The organism is Achromobacter mucicolens (genome assembly GCF_902859725.1).
GTDB classification, from domain to species: domain Bacteria; phylum Pseudomonadota; class Gammaproteobacteria; order Burkholderiales; family Burkholderiaceae_B; genus Achromobacter; species Achromobacter mucicolens.
The window spans coordinates 100,112-118,589 of record NZ_CADIJP010000015.1 but is presented as its reverse complement, the minus strand read 5'-3'; the positions used below and the strand labels follow the sequence as shown (position 1 = coordinate 118,589).

Genomic DNA, 18,478 nt, shown 5'->3' with positions numbered 1-18,478 from the left:
CGGCTTGCCCGCGACTAGCGCGCCGGCGAGGTCGCGGCGTCCGCCCGCGCCGTTTCCACGGGCGGCAGACCTTCCCAGCCGCCGCCCAGCGCGACGATCAGGTTGACGCTGGCCACGAGCCGGTTGCCAAGCAGGCTCAGGGCATTGCGCTCGCTGTTGAGCGCGGTGGCGTCGACCACGGCCACGCTCAGGTAATCGACAAGGCCCGCCTTGTACTGGTTCTGGATGAGGCGCAGCGATTCCCGCGCGGATTCCAGCGCGCGCCGCTGCACGATCTGCTCCTGCTCCAACACCCGCAGCTGGATCAGGTAATCCTCGACCTCGCGCAGCCCGGTCAACGCCGCCTGCCGGTAGGCCGCGGCCTGCGAGTCATAGGACGCGCGGGCCTGCTCGACCTGGGCCTCGCGCGCGCCGCCGTCGAAGATCGTCAGCGCCAGCGCCGGCCCCAGCGACCAGAAGCGCGCGGGCGCCGTCAGCAGCTCGGCAAACTCGCCATTGCGAAAACCGCCGTCGGCCGACAGGGTCAGGCTGGGGAACCACGCTGCCTGCGCCACGCCGATCTGCGCGTTGGCGGCGGCGGCGCGGCGTTCGGCGGCCGCCACGTCGGGACGGCGTTCGAGCAGTTCGGACGGCAGGCCCACGGGAATCTGCGGCAGCCGCAACGCGAAGACGGCGGGCGGCAGGCTGAATTGGGACGGTGCCAGGCCCATCAGGACGGCGATCGCGTGCTCGTACTGGCCGCGCTGCCAGTCCAGGTCGATGGACTGCGCGCGCGTGCTTTCCAGCTGCGTGCGCGCCACCGCCACGTCGGCTTGGCCGGCCACGCCGACCTCATAGCGGTTCTGCGTGAGCTGCAGGGATTTTTCATAAGCGGCCACGGTGGCGTCGAGCAGACGCTTCTGCTCGTCCAGCACGCGCAATTGCAGATAGGTCTGCACCAACGCGGCCTGCGCGCTCAGCCGGGTCGCGCCCAGGTCGGCCAGGCTGGCGGCGGCGCTGGCTTCCGAGGACTCGACGCTGCGGCGCACGCGCCCCCACACGTCCAACTCCCAACTGACGCTGCCGGTCAGCGAATACTGGTTGGATACGTTGCCGCCGGAACCGGTGGACGAACCGCTTTGCCCGCCGTTGCCGCTGCGGCTCATGCCTGCCCCCGCGCCCACGGTCGGAAAAAAGCCCGAGCGCGCGCCGCGCACCAGGCCAAGCGCCTGGCGGTAGTTGGCCTCGGCCTGCGCAATGGTCTGGTTCGAGGTGTTCAGCCGGTCCACCAGGCCGTTCAGCGTGGTGTCGTCGTAAACCGTCCACCACGCGCCGCGATCGGCCTCGTCGCGCGGTTGCGCGGGCTTCCAGCCGGGCACCTCGACCTGGCCCTCCTTGTAGGCGGCGCCCACGTCGAGCGCCGGACGCTGGTAGTCGGGCCCGACCGCGCACGCGCCCAGCAGCGCGCACAGCGCAAGCGTGACCGCGGCGCGGGGAAATGAGGCGAAAGCAGACGGCGTGGTACGGATCATGTGTGTTTGATGGAAGCGGAATCGCTGGCCCGCCCCGCGCGCCGGCGTGCGGCCCACAGGCGGAAGCGATCCAGATAAAGATAGACCACCGGGGTGGTGTACAGCGTGAGGATCTGGCTCAGCACCAGGCCGCCCACGATCGTAATGCCCAGCGGCTGGCGCATCTCGACGCCGGCGCCCGTGGCCAGCACCAGCGGCAGCGCGCCAAAGATGGCCGCCATCGTGGTCATCATGATGGGCCGGAAACGCGTCAGGCAGGCCTGGAAGATGGCGTCGCGCGGCGTCATGCCGTGGTGGCGCTCGGCGTCCAGCGCAAAGTCCACCATCATGATGGCGTTCTTCTTGACGATGCCGATGAGCAGGAACACCCCGATCAACGCGATCAATGTGAAGTCATGGCGCACCAGCAGCAGCGCAAGCAGCGCACCCAGGCCCGCCGACGGCAGCGTGGACAGGATGGTAAGCGGGTGGACGAAGCTTTCGTACAGGATGCCCAGCACGATGTACATGGTGACCAGCGCGGCCAGGATCAGCCAGGGCTGTTGCGACAGCGTCTGCTGCAACGCGGCGGCGGTGCCCTGAAAGCCGGCCTGGATCTGGTCGGACGGCAGGCCGATGCGGGCCACCGCGTTGTCGATCGCGGTGGTCGCCTGCCCCAGCGACACGCCGGGCGCAAGGCTGAACGAGATGGTGTCCGCCACGAACAGCCCCTGGTGACTCACGCTGAGCGGCGCATTGGCGTTTTCAAGCTTGGTGAACGCCGACAGCGGCACACGCGCGCCGTCCGCGGTGATGACTTCGACCTGGCGCAGCGACTCGATGTCCTGCGCGAACTTCGGGTCCACGCCCAGCACCACGTGATACTGGTTGAGCGGCCCGTACATGACCGACACCTGGCGCTGGCTGAACGAATTGTTCAGCACCGTGGAGATGGTGGCCATGCTGATGCCCAGCCGCGTCGCGGCTTCCCGGTCGATAACCAGGTTGATCTCGCGGCCGCGGTCCTCGACGTCCGCGTCCACGTCGGTGATCTCCGGAATCTTGGCCATCGCCTGCTGCACCTTGGGCATCCAGGTGCGCAGCAGCTGCAGGTCACCGGACATCAGGGTGTAGTCGTACGAACCCTGGCTTTGGCGACCGCCAATGCGGATATCCTGCTGCGACACCAGGAACATGCGCGCCCCCGGCATGTTCTGCAGCTTGGCGCGAAGGCGGTTGATCACCACGTCGGCAGAGACCTTGCGCTCGTCCAGCGGCTTTAACTGGATCTGCATGAAGCTGCTGTTGCTGCCGCCGCGCCCGCCGGCGTAGCCGGTCATGCTTTGCACGGCCGGATCGGCCAGAACCACCTTGCGCAGCGCCTCGAGCTTGGGCAGCGTGGCCTGGAACGACGTGCCCTGGTCCACCCGGAAAAAGCCCAGCAGCTGGCCCGTGTCCTGCTGCGGAAAAAACCCCTTGGGCACCACCGTATACAGATAGACGTTCAGGCCCACGGCGATCGCCAGCGTCAGCATCATCAACCGGCCGTGCGCCAGCGCCCAGCCGAGCGACACGCGATAGCCGTTCTGCATCGATTCGAAGGCGCGTTCGGACCAGCGGGCCAGCCGGCCCGGCGGCTTCTGTTCCTTGGGTTCGGGCCGCAGCAGGCGCGCGCACATCATGGGCGTGAGCGTCAGCGACACGACAAGCGACACCAGGATCGATGCCGACAAGGTGACCGCGAACTCGCGGAACAGACGCCCGACCACGCCGCCCATCAGCAGGATCGGGATGAACACCGCCACCAGCGACAGGCTCATCGACAGCACCGTGAAGCCGACTTCGCGCGAGCCGCGCAGCGCGGCGCGCATCGGCGACATGCCGCGTTCGACGTGACGCATGATGTTCTCGAGCACCACGATCGCGTCGTCCACGACGAAGCCTGTCGCGACGATCAACGCCATCAGCGAAATGGTGTTCAGCGTGTAGCCGCACAGGTACATGATGCAGAACGTGCCGATCAGCGACACCGGCACCGCCACGCTGGGAATGATCGCCGCCCGCCAGCGCCGCAGGAACAGCAGCACCACCAGCACCACCAGGCCCACCGCGATGATGAGCGTCAGCTCGGCCTCATGCAGCGACGCCCGGATGCTGGGCGTGCGGTCCTGCGCAACCCTCATGTTGACGTCGGCGGGCATCAGCGCCTGCAACACGGGAAGCTGGGCGCGCACGGCGTCCACGGCTTCGATGATGTTGGCGTCGGCCTGCCGGCGCACGATCATCAGGATGGCGTTGCGGTCGTTGTAGAAGCCGGTCTGATAAAGGTCTTCGACGGAGTCCTCCACGCGGGCCACGTCGGACACACGCACCGGCCGGCCATCGCGCCAGGCCACGATCAGCGGCCGGTATTCTTCGGCGCGGCTGAGCTGGTCGCTGACCATGATCTGCCAGTGGTAGCGGTCGTTTTCCAGCACGCCCTTGGGCCGGTTGGCGTTGGCGTTGGCCAACGTGGCGCGCAGTTCGTCCAGCGACACGCCCTGATTGGCCAGCGCCCCGGGCAGCACGGTCACGCGCACGGCCGGCAGCGAGCTGCCGCCCACCGTGACCTCGCCCACCCCGTCCACCTGCGACAGTTTCTGCGCCACGATGGTGGACGCCAGATCGTAGAGCTGGCCCTGGCTGAGCGTATCGGAAGTCAGCGCCAGCGTCAGGATGGGCGCGTCCGACGGATTGGACTTGTGATACGTGGGATTGCTGCGCAGCCCGGTGGGCAGCAATGAACGCGCCGCGTTGATGGCGGCCTGCACGTCGCGCGCGGCGCCGTTGATGTCGCGCGACAGGTCGAACTGCAACGTGATGCGGGTAGAGCCCTGCGAGCTGCGCGAGGTCATTTCGGTGACTCCCGCGATGCTGCCCAGCGACCGCTCCAGCGGCGTGGCGACGCTGGAGGCCATGGTCTCGGGGCTGGCGCCGGGCAGGCTGGCCGACACCGAAATGGTGGGAATGTCCACCTGCGGCAGCGGCGCCACCGGCAAGAGGAAGAACGCAAGCATGCCGGCCAGCACGACCGCCAGGCTCAGCAGCGTGGTCGCCACCGGCCGGACGATGAAGGGCGCCGACAGGATCATCGGGCGGCTCCGGCCGATTGCGCGCCCGCCCCGCGCCAGCGGCGCGACATGCGGTCGAACATCAGGTAGATGACGGGCGTGGTGAACAGCGTCAGCACCTGCGACAGCAGCAGGCCCCCGACCATGACCAGACCCAGCGGCTGGCGCAGTTCAGCGCCCGTGCCGGTCGACAGCATCAGCGGCAAGGCGCCGAACAGCGCCGCCAGCGTGGTCATCAGGATGGGCCGAAAGCGCAGCAGCGCGGCCTCGTGGATGGCCTCGCGCGGCGCCAGCCCGCGCTTGCGTTCGGCGTCCAGCGCGAAGTCGATCATCATGATCGCGTTCTTCTTGACGATGCCGATCAGCAGGATGATCCCGATGATGCCGATCATGTCCAGCTCGGTGCCGCTGATGAGCAGCGCCAGCAGCGCCCCCACGCCCGCCGACGGCAGCGTGGACAGGATGGTGATGGGATGGATGTAGCTTTCGTACAGGACGCCGAGCACGATGTACATCGTGACCACGGCCGCCAGGATCAGCCACAACGTGCTGGACAGCGAATTCTGGAACGCCAGCGCCGCGCCCTGGAAGCGGGTCTCGACGCCGGCGGGCATGCCGATCTCGGCTTCGGCCGCCTTGATGTTCTCGACCGCGTCGGACAGCGAGGCGCCCGGGGCCAGGTTGAACGACACCGTCACCATCGGGAACTGGTCGAGCCGGTTCACAGCCAGCACCGTCCTGCCTTCGCTGATGTGCGCGACCGACGACAGCGGCACCTGCGCGCCCGAGGACGTGGGTACGTGAATCTGCCCGAGCGCGCTGGGCGACATCTGGAACTGCGGCAGCACCTCGAGCACCACGCGGTACTGGTTGGACTGCGTGAAGATCGTGGAGATCAGCCGCTGGCCAAAGGCGTTGTACAGCGCCTCGTCGATGATGGCGGCGGTGATGCCCAGGCGCGAGGCCGCGTCGCGGTCGATTTCCACCCAGGTCTGCAGGCCATCGTCCTGCAGGTCGTCGGCCACGTCCATCAGGCCGGGCACGGCGCGCAGGCGGTCGACCAGCTTGGGCGTCCATTCGCTCAGCACCTTCAGGTCGGGATTGGACAGCGTCATCTGATACTGCGTGCGGCTGACGCGGTCTTCGATGGTCAGGTCCTGCACCGGCTGCATGTAGACGGTCAGGCCGTCCTGCTTGTTCAGGTTTTCCTGCAGGCGCGCCATCACCGCGCGCAGATCGCCGGTGCGCTCGGCCTGGGGTTTGAGCGAAATCTGCATGCGGCCGGCGCTGAGCGTGGCGTTGCTGCCATCCACGCCGATGAAGGACGACACGGCGGCCACGTCGGGATCCTGCAGCACCAGGCGGGCGGCGGCCTGCTGGCGCTCGGACATGGCGGCAAACGAAATGGACTGCGGCGCCTGCGTGATGGCCTGGATGAGGCCGGTGTCCTGCTGCGGGAAGAACCCCTTGGGCACCACCATGTACAGCAGCACGGTCAGCGCAAAAGTGGCTACCGCCACCACCAGCGTCAGTGTCTGGTGGCGCAGCACCACCTGCAGCATGCGGTCGTACGCGGCGATGACGCGGTCGATGAATGCGCCCGTGGCCCGATGAAAGCGCCCATGCTTCGTTTCGGATTCCGAGCGCAAGAGGCGCGCGCACATCATGGGCGTGAGCGTCAGCGACACCAACAGCGAAATCAGGATGGCCACCGCCAGCGTGATCGCGAATTCCCGGAACAGCCGGCCCACGACTTCGGTCATGAAGAGCAGCGGGATCAGCACGGCGATCAGCGACAGGGTCAGCGAGATCAGCGTGAAGCCGATCTGCGACGCGCCTTTCAGCGCGGCCTGCATCGGCTTTTCACCTTCCTCGATGTGGCGGGCGATGTTCTCGATCATCACGATCGCGTCGTCCACCACGAAGCCCGTGGCGATAGTCAGCGCCATCAGCGTCAGGTTGTTGATGGAGAACCCGGACAGATACATGATGCCGAACGTGCCCACCAGCGACAGGGGCACGACGACGCTGGGAATCAGCGTGGCCGTCAGGCTGCGCAGGAACACGAACGTGACCATGACCACCAGCCCCACGGCCAGCAGCATTTCAAACTGCACGTCGGCGACCGAGTCGCGGATGGTCTGCGTGCGGTCCGACACCACCGTCACGTCCAGCGTGGCGGGCAGCGCGGCGCGCAGTTGCGGCATCAGCGCCTGGATGCGGTCGACCACGTCGATCACGTTGGCGCCGGGCTGGCGCTGGATGTTCAGCAGGATGGCGGGCTTGTCGCCGGCCCAGGCGGCCTGGCGCGTGTCTTCGGCCCCTTCGACCGCGCGCGCCACGTCGGCCAGCCGCAGCGGCGCGCCGTTCTTGTACGCGATGATCAGGCTGTTGTAGTCGGTGGGCGACTTGAGCTGGTCGTTGGCGTTGATGGTGGTGGAGCGCTGCGGGCCGTCCAGGTTGCCCTTTGGCTGATTGACGTTGGCCCCGACGATCGCGGTGCGCAGGTCGGACAGCGACAGGCCATTGGCCGCCAGCGCCTGCGGATTCACCTGGACGCGCACCGCGGGCCGCTGCCCGCCCGCCACGCTGACCAGGCCCACGCCGGGGATCTGCGACAGCTTCTGCGCCACGCGCGTATCGACCAGGTCGCGCACCTGCGGCAGCGGCATGGTGGGAGACGTGATCGCCAGCGTCAGCACGGCCGCGTCCGCGGGATTGACCTTGTTGTAGGTGGGCGGTACCGGCAGGTCGGACGGCAGCAGGTTCGAGGCGGCATTGATGGCCGCCTGCACCTGCTGCTCGGCCACGTCCAGCGGCAGCGTCAGATTGAATTGCAGCGTGATGACCGAGGCGCCGCCCGAACTGGTGGACGACATCTGGTTCAGCCCGGGCATCTGGCCGAACTGCCGCTCCAGCGGCGAGGTGACCAGCGAGGTCATGACGTCGGGGCTGGCCCCGGGGTACAGCGTCACGACCTGGATCGTGGGGTAGTCGACCTCGGGCAGCGCCGAGACGGGCAGGAAACGGTAGGCGATGAGGCCCGCGATCAGGATGGCCACCATCGACAGGGTGGTGGCCACGGGGCGCAGGATGAATAGGCGCGACGGGCTCACGGCGTTCTCTGCTTACTTGGCCGCGGGCGTGGTGCCGGCCGGCGCGCCCGCGCCGAGCGACTTGTCGCGGGCAGCGGGAATGACTTCGGCGCCACCCACGATTTCCACCTTGGCGCCGGCGCGCAGGCGGTCGGTGCCTTCGGTGACGACCCGATCCCCGGGGTTGAGACCTTCGTTGACGGCGACCATGCCGGCGTTGATGGCGCCCAGCTTCACCGGGCGCACCGCGATCGTGTTGTCGTCCTGCACCAGGAAGACGAACGCGCCGGCCGAACCCTGCTGGACCGCGGCCGTCGGAATGGCCGTCACGTCCTTGCGGGTCAGCACGTGCAGCCGCACGTTGACGAACTGGTTGGGGAAAAGCGCATCGTCGGTGTTGTCGAAGCGGGCCTTGAGCTTGAGCGTGCCCGTCGCCACGTCGATCTGGTTGTCCAGCGTCTCGAGCGTGCCCGAGGCGATGCGGCGGGTGTCGGCGCGGTCATAGGCGTCGACGGTCAGCGTCTTGCCGGCCGCCAATTCGGCGCGCACTTCCGGCAGTTGCGTTTCGGGCAGGGTGAAGACGACGGATATGGGCTGGGTCTGGGTGATGACGACCAGCCCGTTGGTGTCAGAGCTGGACACCAGATTGCCGCGGTCGACCTGGCGCAGGCCCAGGCGGCCGCTGATCGGCGCGGTGATGCGCGCGTAATCCAGTTGCAGCTTGGCATTGTCGACATTGGCCTGGTCGCTCTTGACCGTGCCTTCGTACTGGCGCACCAGCGCGGCCTGCGTGTCGACCTGCTGGCGGGCGATGGAGTCCTGCTTGAAAAGGGCCTGGTAGCGTTGCAGGTCGCGGCGGGCGTTTTCCAGCTGCGCGAGGTTCTGCATCTGCGTGCCGCGCGCCTGGTCAAGCGCGACCTGGAACGCGCGCGGGTCCACCTGGGCGAGCAGGTCGCCTGCCTTGACCTGCTGGCCTTCCTGGAAGGCGACGTCGACGAGTTCGCCGCTGACGCGGCTTCGGACAGTGACGGTGTTGTAAGCGGTGACGGTGCCCAGCGAGCGCAGGAAGATGTCGATGTCCTGCTGCGCGGCGGTGGCGATACGGACCGGGACGGGCATGTTGGCCATGGCGGCCGCGGGCGGCCTGCCGCCCGTTCGAGCCCCCGGGCCCGCCTGCTTGGCCGACGGCCGCAGCACCACCCAGGCGATCGCCGCGACGGCAAGCAGCAGCAAGACCAGACCGACGACGCGGCGGCGGCTCCAGCGGGAGGGTGGGGATACGGGACGGCTATCGGACATGGACTCGGTTCCGGCACACTCGGAAGGAAAGCCGTATTGTCTACTAGACCGTCCCGGTTTCGGCCCTGGTCGCCGTCAGCCTGAAACTACCCGCAACAGGAATCCGGGCCGCGAAACCGTACGTAACTTGCGCCTAGGAACTGCACAAGGTCATCTGGAACGCCACGTCGCGGGCCACCTGCTGAGGCTTGAACTCCCCGTCCTGCGTGGAAAAACGTATCCAGATCATGTACTTATTAGCGCTGATCTCGGGAAAGACGCCCTGGGCGGGATCCACCCAGACGCGCAGAAGCTGAAACTGCTTGCCGCCCAGCATCTGCTGATAGGCGCCCTGCTCGGCCACGATGTCGGTCTTGCGGCCGGACTCGCGCAACAGGCGCAGCGCCAGCGTCAGACCGTCGTAGAGGGGAATGAAGGGCGACACCCAGGCCTGCAGGTCCGCGCAGCGCGCGGCTTCGGGCTTGTTCTGCCAGGCATAGTAGGACGGCATGTCGACCTGCGTGGCGCTGCCGGGCATCGACAAGCGGCCGCGCAGGCTGGTCAGCCATTCGTTCTCGCGCAGCGACTGGCCGGTCTTGCCGGGTGCAGCCAGCGCACTGGCCACCTTTTCCATTTCGCGCAGCATGCTTTCCAGCGCGTCCTGAGCAACGCCAGGATGGTCGCGCAGTCCGACCAGCGCCAGGCGCTGGCGTTCAAGGTCCTGGAGAATCGCCCCCTTTACGTCGGTGCGTTCGCAGGCATCGAGCAGATCGAACAATGACGTGACGGCAACCTGATGCTGTCGTGAGTCGCCCTCGCGAGCAAAGAAGAAGAGCCTGTCGAACAGGTATTCCAGCCGCAGATAAGCACGGATGCGCTCATTGAAGGGGTATTCGTAAACGATCACGCTTTTTTACAGGCCCTATCAGTGGTTGGCCGGCGGGCCAAGAATTTTCAGGGGTGCCGGCAGCCGCTGGCTTACCGGCCCGTGGTGGTCGCCAGCGCCAGCCAGCGGTCATGCAGGGTCAACGCCCGCGCGCGCAATTGATCCGGCGTGGTCGTTGCGTCGTTGAGTATGACGTCGTCCGCGACCTCCAACCGGCGTGCCCGCGCAGCCTGTGCCGCCATGATACGCCTGATGTCCTGCTCCGTCAGCCCGCTGCGCTGCTGCACGCGGGCCACCTGCGTCTCGGGGTCGCAGTCCACCACGCAGATACGATCCACGCGATCGCGCCAACGGTCCAGGGACTCGACCAATAGGGGCACCACAAAGACCAGATACGATCCTTGGGCGGTCGCCGCCTGACGTTCCGTTTCGCGGCCGATGACCGGATGCAGCACGGCCTCCAGCCGCAGGCGGACCTGCGGATCGGCGAATGCCTGCGCGCGCATCCATGCGCGGTCCAGCGCGCCGTCGGGCGTCAAGGCCTCGCGGCCGAATTCGCGTTCGATCGCCGGCATGGCGGCGGCGCCCGCGGCGGTCAGCGCGCGCGCGATCTCGTCGGTGTCGACCAGGGCCGCGCCCCACTCGGCCAGCATGTCCGCCACGCGGGACTTGCCCGAACCGATGCCGCCCGTCAGACCAATCTTGAACATGCGCCTTTCCTCATGTGCTCATGAATTGCAATACGCCATGCTCGCCGCCCAACAGCAACATGACCAGCCCGGCCAGCGCCAGATAGGGTCCGAAGGGCAAGGGCTGGCCGCGGCGGGCGCGGCCGGTCAGCGTCAATGCGCCGCCAATCAGCACGCCCACCAGCGATGCGCTCAAGAGCAGCATCGGCAAGGCCTCGATGCCGAACCACGCGCCCAGCGCGGCCAGCAGCTTGAAGTCGCCCTGCCCCATGCCTTCGCGCCCGGTCAGCAGGCGGAACACATGAAAGATAACCCACAGGAACAGGTATCCCGCCACCGCCCCGACCACCGCCATCTGCACGCTGGCGAACGCATCGAAGAGGTTCACCAGCAGACCCGCCCACACCAGCGGCTGGGTCAGCACATCGGGCAGCAGCGTCGTTTCGAAATCGATCCAGGCCAGCGCCACCAGCGTGGCCGACAGGCCCATGGCGGCAAGCGCGATGGGCGTCGCGCCAAAGCGCAGCGCGCAGCCGGCAAAGAGCGCGCAGGTCAGCAGTTCGATAACCGGATAGCGCCAGCCGATGGGCGCATGGCAGGCGGCGCACCGGCCGCGCAGCAACAGCCAGCCGAGCAGGGGAATTCGCGCCATGCGGTCCAGGGGCGCCTCGCAGGCGGGGCAATGCGAAGCCGGCGACCACAGGCCATAGTGGCCCGGCGGCCGCGGCTTGCCGGCCGCGTCCATGCACTGCGCCTGCCACTCGCGCTCCATCATGCGCGGCAGCCGATGGGTCAGCACCGTCAGCCAGTTGCCCACGAACAAGCCGGCCAGCGCCGCCGCGCCAATGAAGACGCCCAGCGGCAGATCAAGGATTTGCCACATCGCCGTCACCGCCCTGCGTGGCCCGGACACGGCTGCCCATCCGACAGGCCGGCGATGGCGCAAGGGATGAGGGGCCGCGCGCGGCCATGTCGTAATTTGTGCATAAAGTGCGGCAGATGCCCGGGAACGGCTAAGGGGAACGTATCGAATCTTCGCATAAGTGCGTAAAATCGGAGACAGACTCAATTCACGGATAAGCTGCCATGGCCGCGCGCGTCGATATCGTTTCCCGCTCCCCCAAACTCGGCGTCATGGGGCTGCTGTTAGCGGGCGCCGTGATAGGCGCTACCGGCTGCGCCAAGCAGAAGGCCGAAGGCTACTACGACCTGCCGGCGGAAAGCACCGTGACCGACGCGCAGTATCAGGGCTCGGGCGCCGGCTACCGCAACATCATCCGTGCCCCGTCGCAAGTGCAGATCGAGCTCAAGCCCGACGCGCGCCGCCAGCAGAACCAGAACCAGCAGGCCGTTGCCGCGGGCCAGACCACCGAAGACGGCCAGCCCGTGCCCGAAGGCGCCGAAGGCGGCTCGGGCGGATCGGGCGGATCGGCGCCTGCCCCCGCCGCGGCGCCTGCCGCCGCGCCCAGCGGCATCACCCACAGCCTGGTGCCGCAGCCTCAGACCTACATGGGCACGCTGCCGTGTTTCTCGCCCGCCATGCAATGCACGGCCCAGCGCGTGACGCTGACGCTGGCCCCCAATGGCCGTTGGCGCGGCCGCACCGCCTACCTGGACAACGATCCCAAGAAGGGTCCGCCCGTGTCCGAGCAAGGCTGCTGGGACGCCACCGACGAACGTCCGCCGCGCGTCATCCTGATGGACGGCCAGGGCAACGTCCGGGTGGAATTCCTGGTTGCGGCCAACAATGTGCTGCGCGTGCGCTCGATTGGCGGCCAGACCCCCAACCTGAACTACAACCTGACCCGCCAACCGGATCTGGACCCCATCGACGAGCTGGCAAGCGCCGCCGCACCCAAGTGCCCCTGATCGCAAGGCTGTCCGCCTGCGGCGCCTGAACGCCGCCGGACACCATGCCGCCGCCCCCTTTCCGGGCCTGACGAACGCCCTGTTCGTCAGGCCCGAATTCATTGGGCGACGGCATTGGGGCAGCGCGGCAAGCGCCGCAGGCCCGACAGGCGCGACAGGCGTGGCGGCAACGTCAGGGAGGCACCGGTTTTGATGGGCATGCGCCGTAGGCGCCGGCGGGTTCGTGCAGCACCTGGGCCGGCGCGCTGGCACCGCCCGGAGGCGGCATCGGGTTGGGGCGCCACTGCGCGCCCGGGACGGGCGAGGCGCCTGACCGCCCATGCGCACACAACCGGCACGCAAGCTGCATGGCGTTGCGGGCGCCCAGTTTGGCGAAGATGCGGGCGCGATGGGCCTCGACCGTGCGCAGGGAGATGCCCAGGTCGATGGCGATGACCTTGTTGGCCCGGCCGGCCGCCACGTAATCGACGATCTGGCGTTCGCGGGCGGTCAGGGAGGACAGGACGCCGTCGAGTTCGGGGTGAGGAAAAGACATGGGGCAGCTCGCTTGCAATGTAGGATTGCAAACAGTCTGCCCCGGTGTCACAGCCGGCGTAAGCTGACAATTCTGATAGGGGGGTGACCAAAACACCCCGCATCATGCGCCCGCGGCTAGCCCGCCTTCTGCCTGCCTCAGGCGGTGTAGTCCAGTTCCAGGTTGTCGATCAGCCGCGTGGCGCCCAGCTTGGCGGCAGCCAGCACCACGACGGGTTCGCCGGCTTGCAGGTCCGCGGCCTCGGGTCGCTTCAAATCGCGCTGGCGCCGCAGGGCCACGTAATCCACCTTCCAGCCGCGCTGCGTCAGACGCTGAACGGCGTCGTTCTCCAGGGCGGCGGCGTCGCGCTCACCCCGGGCCAGGCGCCGGCCGATCTCTTGCAGTTCGGCGTACAGCGCCGGCGCTTCGGCACGTTCGGCCTCGCTCAGGTAGCGGTTGCGCGAGGACAGCGCCAGCCCGTCGTCCGCGCGCACGGTTTCATGCGCCAGCACTTCGACGGGCAGCTGGAATTGGCGGCACATGTTGCGCACCACCATCAGCTGCTGGTAGTCCTTCTTGCCGAACACGGCCACGCGCGGCTGCACGCACGAGAACAGCTTGAGCACGACCGTGCTGACCCCGGCGAAAAACCCCGGACGGAACTCGCCCTCCAGGATGTCGCCCAGGTCGTCGGGCGGCTGGATGCGGAAATTCTGCGGTTCGGGGTACATCTCGCGCTCGTTCGGCGCGAACAGCACGTAGACGTCGCGCGCCGCTTCAAGCTTTTCGATGTCGGCGGCCAGGGTGCGCGGATATTGATCGAAGTCCTCGTTCGGGCCGAATTGCAGGCGGTTCACGAAGATGCTGGCCACGACGGGATCACCGTGCTGGCGCGCCAGCTTCATGAGCGCGAGGTGGCCTTCGTGCAGGTTGCCCATGGTGGGCACGAACGATACGCGGTTCTGTCCGCGCAGGTGATCGCGCAATTCCTGGATGGTGTGTACGACTTTCAAGGGAAATCTCCGGGGGAGTGGCGCCCGGTCAGGATCAGGCCGCGACCGCTGCCACGCTGGTGTACGCCAGGCGCACGTAGATGGGAGCATAAGGCTCCGCCTGCGTGATCTCCAGCAGCGATTCGCGCGCCAGCTCGAGCATGGCGATGAAATGCACGACAACGACCGCGGCGGGCGCGCCCTCGCGGACGCGCTCCATGAACAGGTCGCCGAATTCCATGAAACGCACGTCGTTCAGGCGGCGCAGGATGTGCGTCATGTGATCGCGCACCGACAACTGCTCGCGCGTGATGTGGTGGTGCTGGTTCAGCTTGGCCCGCTTCATGATGTCGGCCCACGCCGCGCGCAAGTCGTCCACGCTGACGTCCGGCAGCGCGCGCTCGACGCTCAGGTCGGCCACGGCCTGGCTGCTGACGAAATCGCGGCCCAGTTGCGGCAGCTTGTCCAGCTTCTGGGCGGCCAGCTTCATCTGCTCGTATTCGAGCAGGCGGCGCACCAACTCGGCGCGGGGATCCTCGGGCTCTTCGCCGGTGTCGGTCTTTTTGACCGGCAGCAGCATGCGCGACTTGATCTCGATGAGCATGGCCGCCATCAAGAGATATTCGGCGGCCAGTTCGAGGTTGGTGATGCGGATCTGATCCACGTACGACAGATACTGCCGCGTGACATCCGCCATGGGGATGTCCAGAACGTTGAAGTTCTGCTTGCGGATCAGGTAAAGCAACAGGTCCAGCGGCCCTTCGAAGGCTTCAAGAAAGACTTCCAGCGCATCGGGCGGAATGTACAGATCCGTCGGCATCTGGAACAGCGGCTCGCCGTACAGACGCGCAAACGCCACGCTATCGATGGTGTCGGGCGTGCTGTCGACGGACGGTTCCACTAGCTTGGCCAGGGCGTCGCCCGGCACCGAGGGGTTCTGGACCATGTGTGCCGCAAAAGTATCAGTCGGCCTGATACACGTACGGCTTTTGCGCCACGCGGGCCGCGCGGAAGCCTTCAAGCAGTTCCTGGTCCTGCGGCTTGTCCCAGAGACGGGCGCGTCCCTCGCGCTGGCGCTCTTCCGTGCCAGGGTGGGATTTCTTGTAGTCCTTCAGGAACTGGGTGATCTCGGATTCGTAGTTGGTCGCCATGGCACCAATTTCATTAGGTTGCAGATGTCGCGAGTTTACTTCACGGCGGCCGGATCCCCGGCGTTACAATCGTCAGGCTCTCATTGCAGCCTTCCGACATGTCCGCAGAATCCGCAGCCGCAGCCAATCCCGCTCCGCCCTCAACCCCGGACGCGGTGCGCGCGGCGCGCATGATCCCCTTCATCGTGGGGTGCGCGCTCTTCATGCAGATGCTGGACGCCACCGTCGTGGCGACCGCCCTGCCCGCCATGGCCCGGGCCCTGGGGTCCACCCCCGTGCGGCTCAACGTGGCCATCACCTCCTACCTGCTGGCCGTCGCCGTCTTCGTGCCCATCAGCGGCTGGGCGGCCGACCGCTACGGCGCCCGGCGCGTCTTCATCACCGCGATCGGCCTGTTCACGCTCAGTTCCGTCGCCTGCGCCCTGTCGCAGGATCTGCAACAGCTCGTGCTGGCGCGGATCGTGCAGGGCATGGCGGGCGCCATGATGGTGCCCGTGGGGCGGATCATCCTCTTGCGCACCGTGCCCAAGCAGGATCTGCTCAAGGCCATGTCCTTCCTGTCCATTCCGGCGCTGCTGGGGCCGGTGATCGGACCGCCGCTGGGCGGGTTCATGGTCACGTACATGTCGTGGCACTGGATCTTCCTGATCAACATCCCGATCGGCATCCTGGGCATCTTCCTGGTCCTGCGTTTTGTCGCGGAAATCCGCGAAACCGGCACGCCCCGCCTGGACTGGGTCGGCTTCCTGCTCAGCTCGGTGTGCCTGGCCACGCTGGTCAGCGGCTTCGAGGCCATCGGCCGCGACGTCATGCCGCTGCCCATCCTGCTCAGCCTCATCGGGGTGGGCATCGTCTGCGGCCTGCTGTACGGCGTGCATGCGCGGCGCACCGAACATCCCATCATCGACCTGTCTTTGATGCGGATTCCCACCTTCGCCATCTCCACGCTGGGCGGCAACCTGTGCCGCTTCGCCGTCGGCGCCACGCCTTTCCTCCTGGCCATGCTGCTGCAGGTGGGCTTTGGGCTGTCGCCGTTCTCGGCCGGCCTCATCACCTTCGCCAGCGCCGCCGGCGCGCTGCTGATGAAATTCGTCGCCACGCCCATCGTGCAGCGCTTCGGCTTTCGTCGCGTGCTGACCCTGAACGCCATCCTGACCGGCGGCTTCATCATCGTCTGCGGCGCCTTCAACCCGGCCACGCCCGTCTGGCTGATGATCGCCATCCTGCTGGTGGGCGGCTTCTTCCGGTCGTTGCAGTTCACCGGGGTAAATACGCTAACCTATGCCGACATCCCGCCCTCCAAGATGAGCCGCGCCAGCAGCTTCTCGGCCATGGCGCAGCAACTGGGCATCACGCTGGGCGTCGGGGTGGCCGCGGTCACGCTGAACATCAGCATGTCGCTGCGCGGCGCCGAAACGCTGGCCATCAGCGACGTGGTCGCCGGCTTCGTCGTCATCGGCCTGCTGTGCATGGCATCGACCTTCTCCTTTAGACGCCTCGACCCGCTGGCCGGGGCACACCTGAACGGCGTGAAAAACAGTGACGACGAATGAATTTGTCCTAGCCCTGGACCAGGGCACGACCAGCTCCCGAGCCATCGTCTTTGACCGCGAAGGCGTCGTGCGCGGCGTTGGCCAACGCGAATTCCGCCAGCACTATCCACGCCCGGGCTGGGTCGAGCACGATGCCAACGAGATCTGGCACAGCCAGCTCGACGTCGCCCGCGAAGCCCTGCGCAACGCCGGCGCGGCCGCCGCCGACATCGCCGCCATCGGCATCACCAACCAGCGCGAAACCACCCTCATCTGGGAACGCGCCACCGGCCGTCCGCTTGCCCGCGCCATCGTCTGGCAAGACCGCCGCACCGCGCCCCTGTGCGACAAGCTCCGCCAGGACGGTCATGGCGACTTCCTGCAGGCGCGCACCGGCCTGGTCGTCGACGCCTACTTCTCCGGCACCAAGCTAGCCTGGCTGCTGGACCACGTGCCCGGGGCGCGCAGCATGGCCGAACGCGGCGAACTGGCTTTCGGCACTGTCGACACCTGGCTCATCTGGCAACTGACCGGCGGCGCCGTCCACAGCACAGACCCCAGCAACGCCTCGCGCACCATGCTGTTCGATCTGCACACGCAGGACTGGAACGACGACATCCTGGCGCTGCTCAACATCCCGCGCAGCGTGCTGCCCCAGATCGCGCCCAGCAGCGCCATCGTCGGCGACGCCCTGCCCGAATGGCTGGGCGGCTCCGTGCCCATCGCCGGCGTCGCGGGCGACCAGCAGGCCGCCACCTTCGGCCAGGCCTGCTTCACACCCGGCATGGCCAAGAACACCTACGGCACCGGCTGCTTCATGCTCATGAACGTCGGCGACAAACCCGTCGAATCGCGCAACAACCTCTTGTCCACCGTCGGCTGGGGCCTGCCCCAACCCGGCCATGACAAATGGAAGCCCACCTACATGCTCGAAGGCGGCGTCTTCGTGGCCGGCGCAGCCGTCCAATGGCTGCGCGACGGCCTGGGCATCATCCAGCGCTCCGAAGACATCGAATCCCTGGCCGCCAGCGTCTCCGACACCGACGACGTCTTCATGGTCCCCGCCTTCGCCGGCCTGGGCGCCCCCCACTGGGACCCCTACGCCCGCGGCACCCTGGTCGGCCTGACCCGCGGCACCACCCGAGCCCACATCGCCCGCGCCACGCTGGAATCCATCGCCCTGCAAAGCGCGGAACTACTCACCTGCATGAACGCCGACAGCGGCATCGCCCTGACGGAACTGCGCGTCGACGGCGGCGCTGCACGCAACGACCTGCTGATGCAGATGCAGGCTGACATCCTGGGCGTTCCGGTCGTGCGTCCGCGCGTTCCGGAGTCCACTGCGTTGGGCGCGGCAGGCCTTGCTGGTTTGGCTGTTGGTTTCTGGTCGAGCCAGGATGAATTTGCATCGAAGTGGCAGGCCGAACGCACGTTCAGCCCGGCGTGGCCGGAATCTGTCCGGGAAGCGCGGATGAAGCGGTGGCGGCAGGCGGTGGAATTGTCTAAAGGCTGGTCGGCTGGGGCGGGCAAGTAAGGGCGCATTGGAGAACCGGTGTCAGACACCCAGCGACACCGCGGCAAGTTGGGCCGTCATTTCAAGGGTGTCAGACACCTACGCAGAGACACCTACGCAGACACCTACGCTGCGGCAAGAACTCAAAAACCAAGCCGCCACACGCGAAGCGTCATCGCCACGACGCAAGACACCGCGTAAGTCACCGGAGGCCGCCCGCGCGGCCGAACGGTGACGGGCAGCGCAAACTGCTTCAAAACCACGCTGCCGTCGAAAAGCACCTCAAGAACTCCGCCCGACCCAGCGCCCACCAAGCTCTGGCCACTCGAGCCCGGTGCGGCGTCGGCCTGGGGTGCGCG

General features: G+C 67.3%; 13 protein-coding genes and 1 pseudogene. 3 read left to right on the top strand and 11 right to left on the bottom strand.

The annotated features are described in order from the left end of the window. Positions 1 to 14: 14 nt before the first annotated feature. The 7 genes and pseudogenes from HV786_RS19365 to HV786_RS19335 all read right to left on the bottom strand — a co-directional run bounded on the left by HV786_RS19365 (position 15) and on the right by HV786_RS19335 (position 11,431). Complete coding sequence (locus tag HV786_RS19365; protein WP_175211594.1) at positions 15 to 1,511, bottom strand: efflux transporter outer membrane subunit; 1,497 nt, start codon at positions 1,509 to 1,511, stop codon at positions 15 to 17. Then, positions 1,508 to 4,621 (bottom strand): multidrug efflux RND transporter permease subunit, encoded by a 3,114-nt coding sequence (locus tag HV786_RS19360; protein ID WP_175211592.1) that lies wholly within the window; start codon positions 4,619 to 4,621, stop codon positions 1,508 to 1,510. Before HV786_RS19360 ends, HV786_RS19365 begins: the two co-directional genes overlap by 4 nt. Then, complete coding sequence (locus HV786_RS19355; RefSeq protein WP_175211590.1) at positions 4,618 to 7,716, bottom strand: MdtB/MuxB family multidrug efflux RND transporter permease subunit; 3,099 nt, start codon at positions 7,714 to 7,716, stop codon at positions 4,618 to 4,620. The genes HV786_RS19360 and HV786_RS19355 overlap by 4 nt, the downstream gene beginning before the upstream one ends. A gap of 12 nt (positions 7,717 to 7,728) precedes the next feature. Further along, a complete protein-coding gene (locus tag HV786_RS19350; protein WP_128829850.1) occupies positions 7,729 to 8,994 on the bottom strand; it encodes an MdtA/MuxA family multidrug efflux RND transporter periplasmic adaptor subunit in 1,266 nt (421 codons plus the stop codon). Between the two features lie 133 nt (positions 8,995 to 9,127). Continuing rightward, positions 9,128 to 9,880, bottom strand: a complete 753-nt coding sequence (gene zapD, locus HV786_RS19345) for a cell division protein ZapD (RefSeq protein ID WP_128829849.1) — start codon at positions 9,878 to 9,880, stop codon at positions 9,128 to 9,130. A gap of 46 nt (positions 9,881 to 9,926) precedes the next feature. Further along, positions 9,927 to 10,569: pseudogene (gene coaE / locus HV786_RS19340) on the bottom strand (dephospho-CoA kinase); the annotation flags it as partial. Between the two features lie 10 nt (positions 10,570 to 10,579). After that, positions 10,580 to 11,431 carry a prepilin peptidase gene (locus HV786_RS19335; RefSeq protein WP_056327498.1) on the bottom strand — a complete coding sequence of 284 codons (852 nt, stop codon included), beginning with the start codon at positions 11,429 to 11,431 and terminating at the stop codon, positions 10,580 to 10,582. A gap of 203 nt (positions 11,432 to 11,634) precedes the next feature. On the opposite strand from HV786_RS19335, the gene HV786_RS19330 reads away from it, so the two are divergent. Next, positions 11,635 to 12,417, top strand: a complete 783-nt coding sequence (locus HV786_RS19330; protein WP_175211586.1) for a copper resistance protein NlpE N-terminal domain-containing protein — start codon at positions 11,635 to 11,637, stop codon at positions 12,415 to 12,417. Positions 12,418 to 12,589: 172 nt separating this feature from the next. Here HV786_RS19330 and HV786_RS27490 read toward each other — a convergent pair whose 3' ends face one another. From HV786_RS27490 to HV786_RS19310, 4 genes are all read right to left on the bottom strand, one after another. Further along, positions 12,590 to 12,952: a response regulator transcription factor gene (locus tag HV786_RS27490; protein WP_175211584.1), complete on the bottom strand. Its 363-nt coding sequence runs from the start codon at positions 12,950 to 12,952 to the stop codon at positions 12,590 to 12,592. Between the two features lie 137 nt (positions 12,953 to 13,089). Beyond that, positions 13,090 to 13,944, bottom strand: a complete 855-nt coding sequence (panC, locus tag HV786_RS19320; RefSeq protein ID WP_056327503.1) for a pantoate--beta-alanine ligase — start codon at positions 13,942 to 13,944, stop codon at positions 13,090 to 13,092. 34 nt (positions 13,945 to 13,978) lie between these two features. Continuing rightward, entirely contained in the window at positions 13,979 to 14,869 is an 891-nt protein-coding gene (locus tag HV786_RS19315) for a segregation and condensation protein A (RefSeq protein ID WP_056327505.1), read from the bottom strand. Between the two features lie 16 nt (positions 14,870 to 14,885). Then, on the bottom strand, positions 14,886 to 15,074 hold the full coding sequence (locus HV786_RS19310) for a DUF3460 family protein (RefSeq protein WP_063956905.1): 189 nt from the start codon (positions 15,072 to 15,074) through the stop codon (positions 14,886 to 14,888). Positions 15,075 to 15,172: 98 nt separating this feature from the next. On the opposite strand from HV786_RS19310, the gene HV786_RS19305 reads away from it, so the two are divergent. Continuing rightward, entirely contained in the window at positions 15,173 to 16,627 is a 1,455-nt protein-coding gene (locus HV786_RS19305) for a DHA2 family efflux MFS transporter permease subunit (protein ID WP_128829848.1), read from the top strand. Further along, on the top strand, positions 16,614 to 18,140 hold the full coding sequence (gene glpK, locus HV786_RS19300; protein WP_128829847.1) for a glycerol kinase GlpK: 1,527 nt from the start codon (positions 16,614 to 16,616) through the stop codon (positions 18,138 to 18,140). Before HV786_RS19305 ends, glpK begins: the two co-directional genes overlap by 14 nt. Positions 18,141 to 18,478: the final 338 nt, after the last annotated feature.

Excerpts from the sequence above, each read along its gene's own strand:
- HV786_RS19365 (WP_175211594.1), bottom strand. The coding sequence starts at position 1,511 with ATGATCCGTACCACGCCGTCTGCTTTCGCCTCATTTCCCCGCGCCGCG.
- HV786_RS19360 (WP_175211592.1), bottom strand. The coding sequence starts at position 4,621 with ATGATCCTGTCGGCGCCCTTCATCGTCCGGCCGGTGGCGACCACGCTG.
- HV786_RS19350 (WP_128829850.1), bottom strand. The coding sequence starts at position 8,994 with ATGTCCGATAGCCGTCCCGTATCCCCACCCTCCCGCTGGAGCCGCCGC.
- HV786_RS19335 (WP_056327498.1), bottom strand. The coding sequence starts at position 11,431 with ATGTGGCAAATCCTTGATCTGCCGCTGGGCGTCTTCATTGGCGCGGCG.
- HV786_RS19330 (WP_175211586.1), top strand. The coding sequence starts at position 11,635 with ATGGCCGCGCGCGTCGATATCGTTTCCCGCTCCCCCAAACTCGGCGTC.
- HV786_RS27490 (WP_175211584.1), bottom strand. The coding sequence starts at position 12,952 with ATGTCTTTTCCTCACCCCGAACTCGACGGCGTCCTGTCCTCCCTGACC.
- HV786_RS19315 (WP_056327505.1), bottom strand. The coding sequence starts at position 14,869 with ATGGTCCAGAACCCCTCGGTGCCGGGCGACGCCCTGGCCAAGCTAGTG.
- HV786_RS19310 (WP_063956905.1), bottom strand. The coding sequence starts at position 15,074 with ATGGCGACCAACTACGAATCCGAGATCACCCAGTTCCTGAAGGACTAC.
- HV786_RS19305 (WP_128829848.1), top strand. The coding sequence starts at position 15,173 with ATGTCCGCAGAATCCGCAGCCGCAGCCAATCCCGCTCCGCCCTCAACC.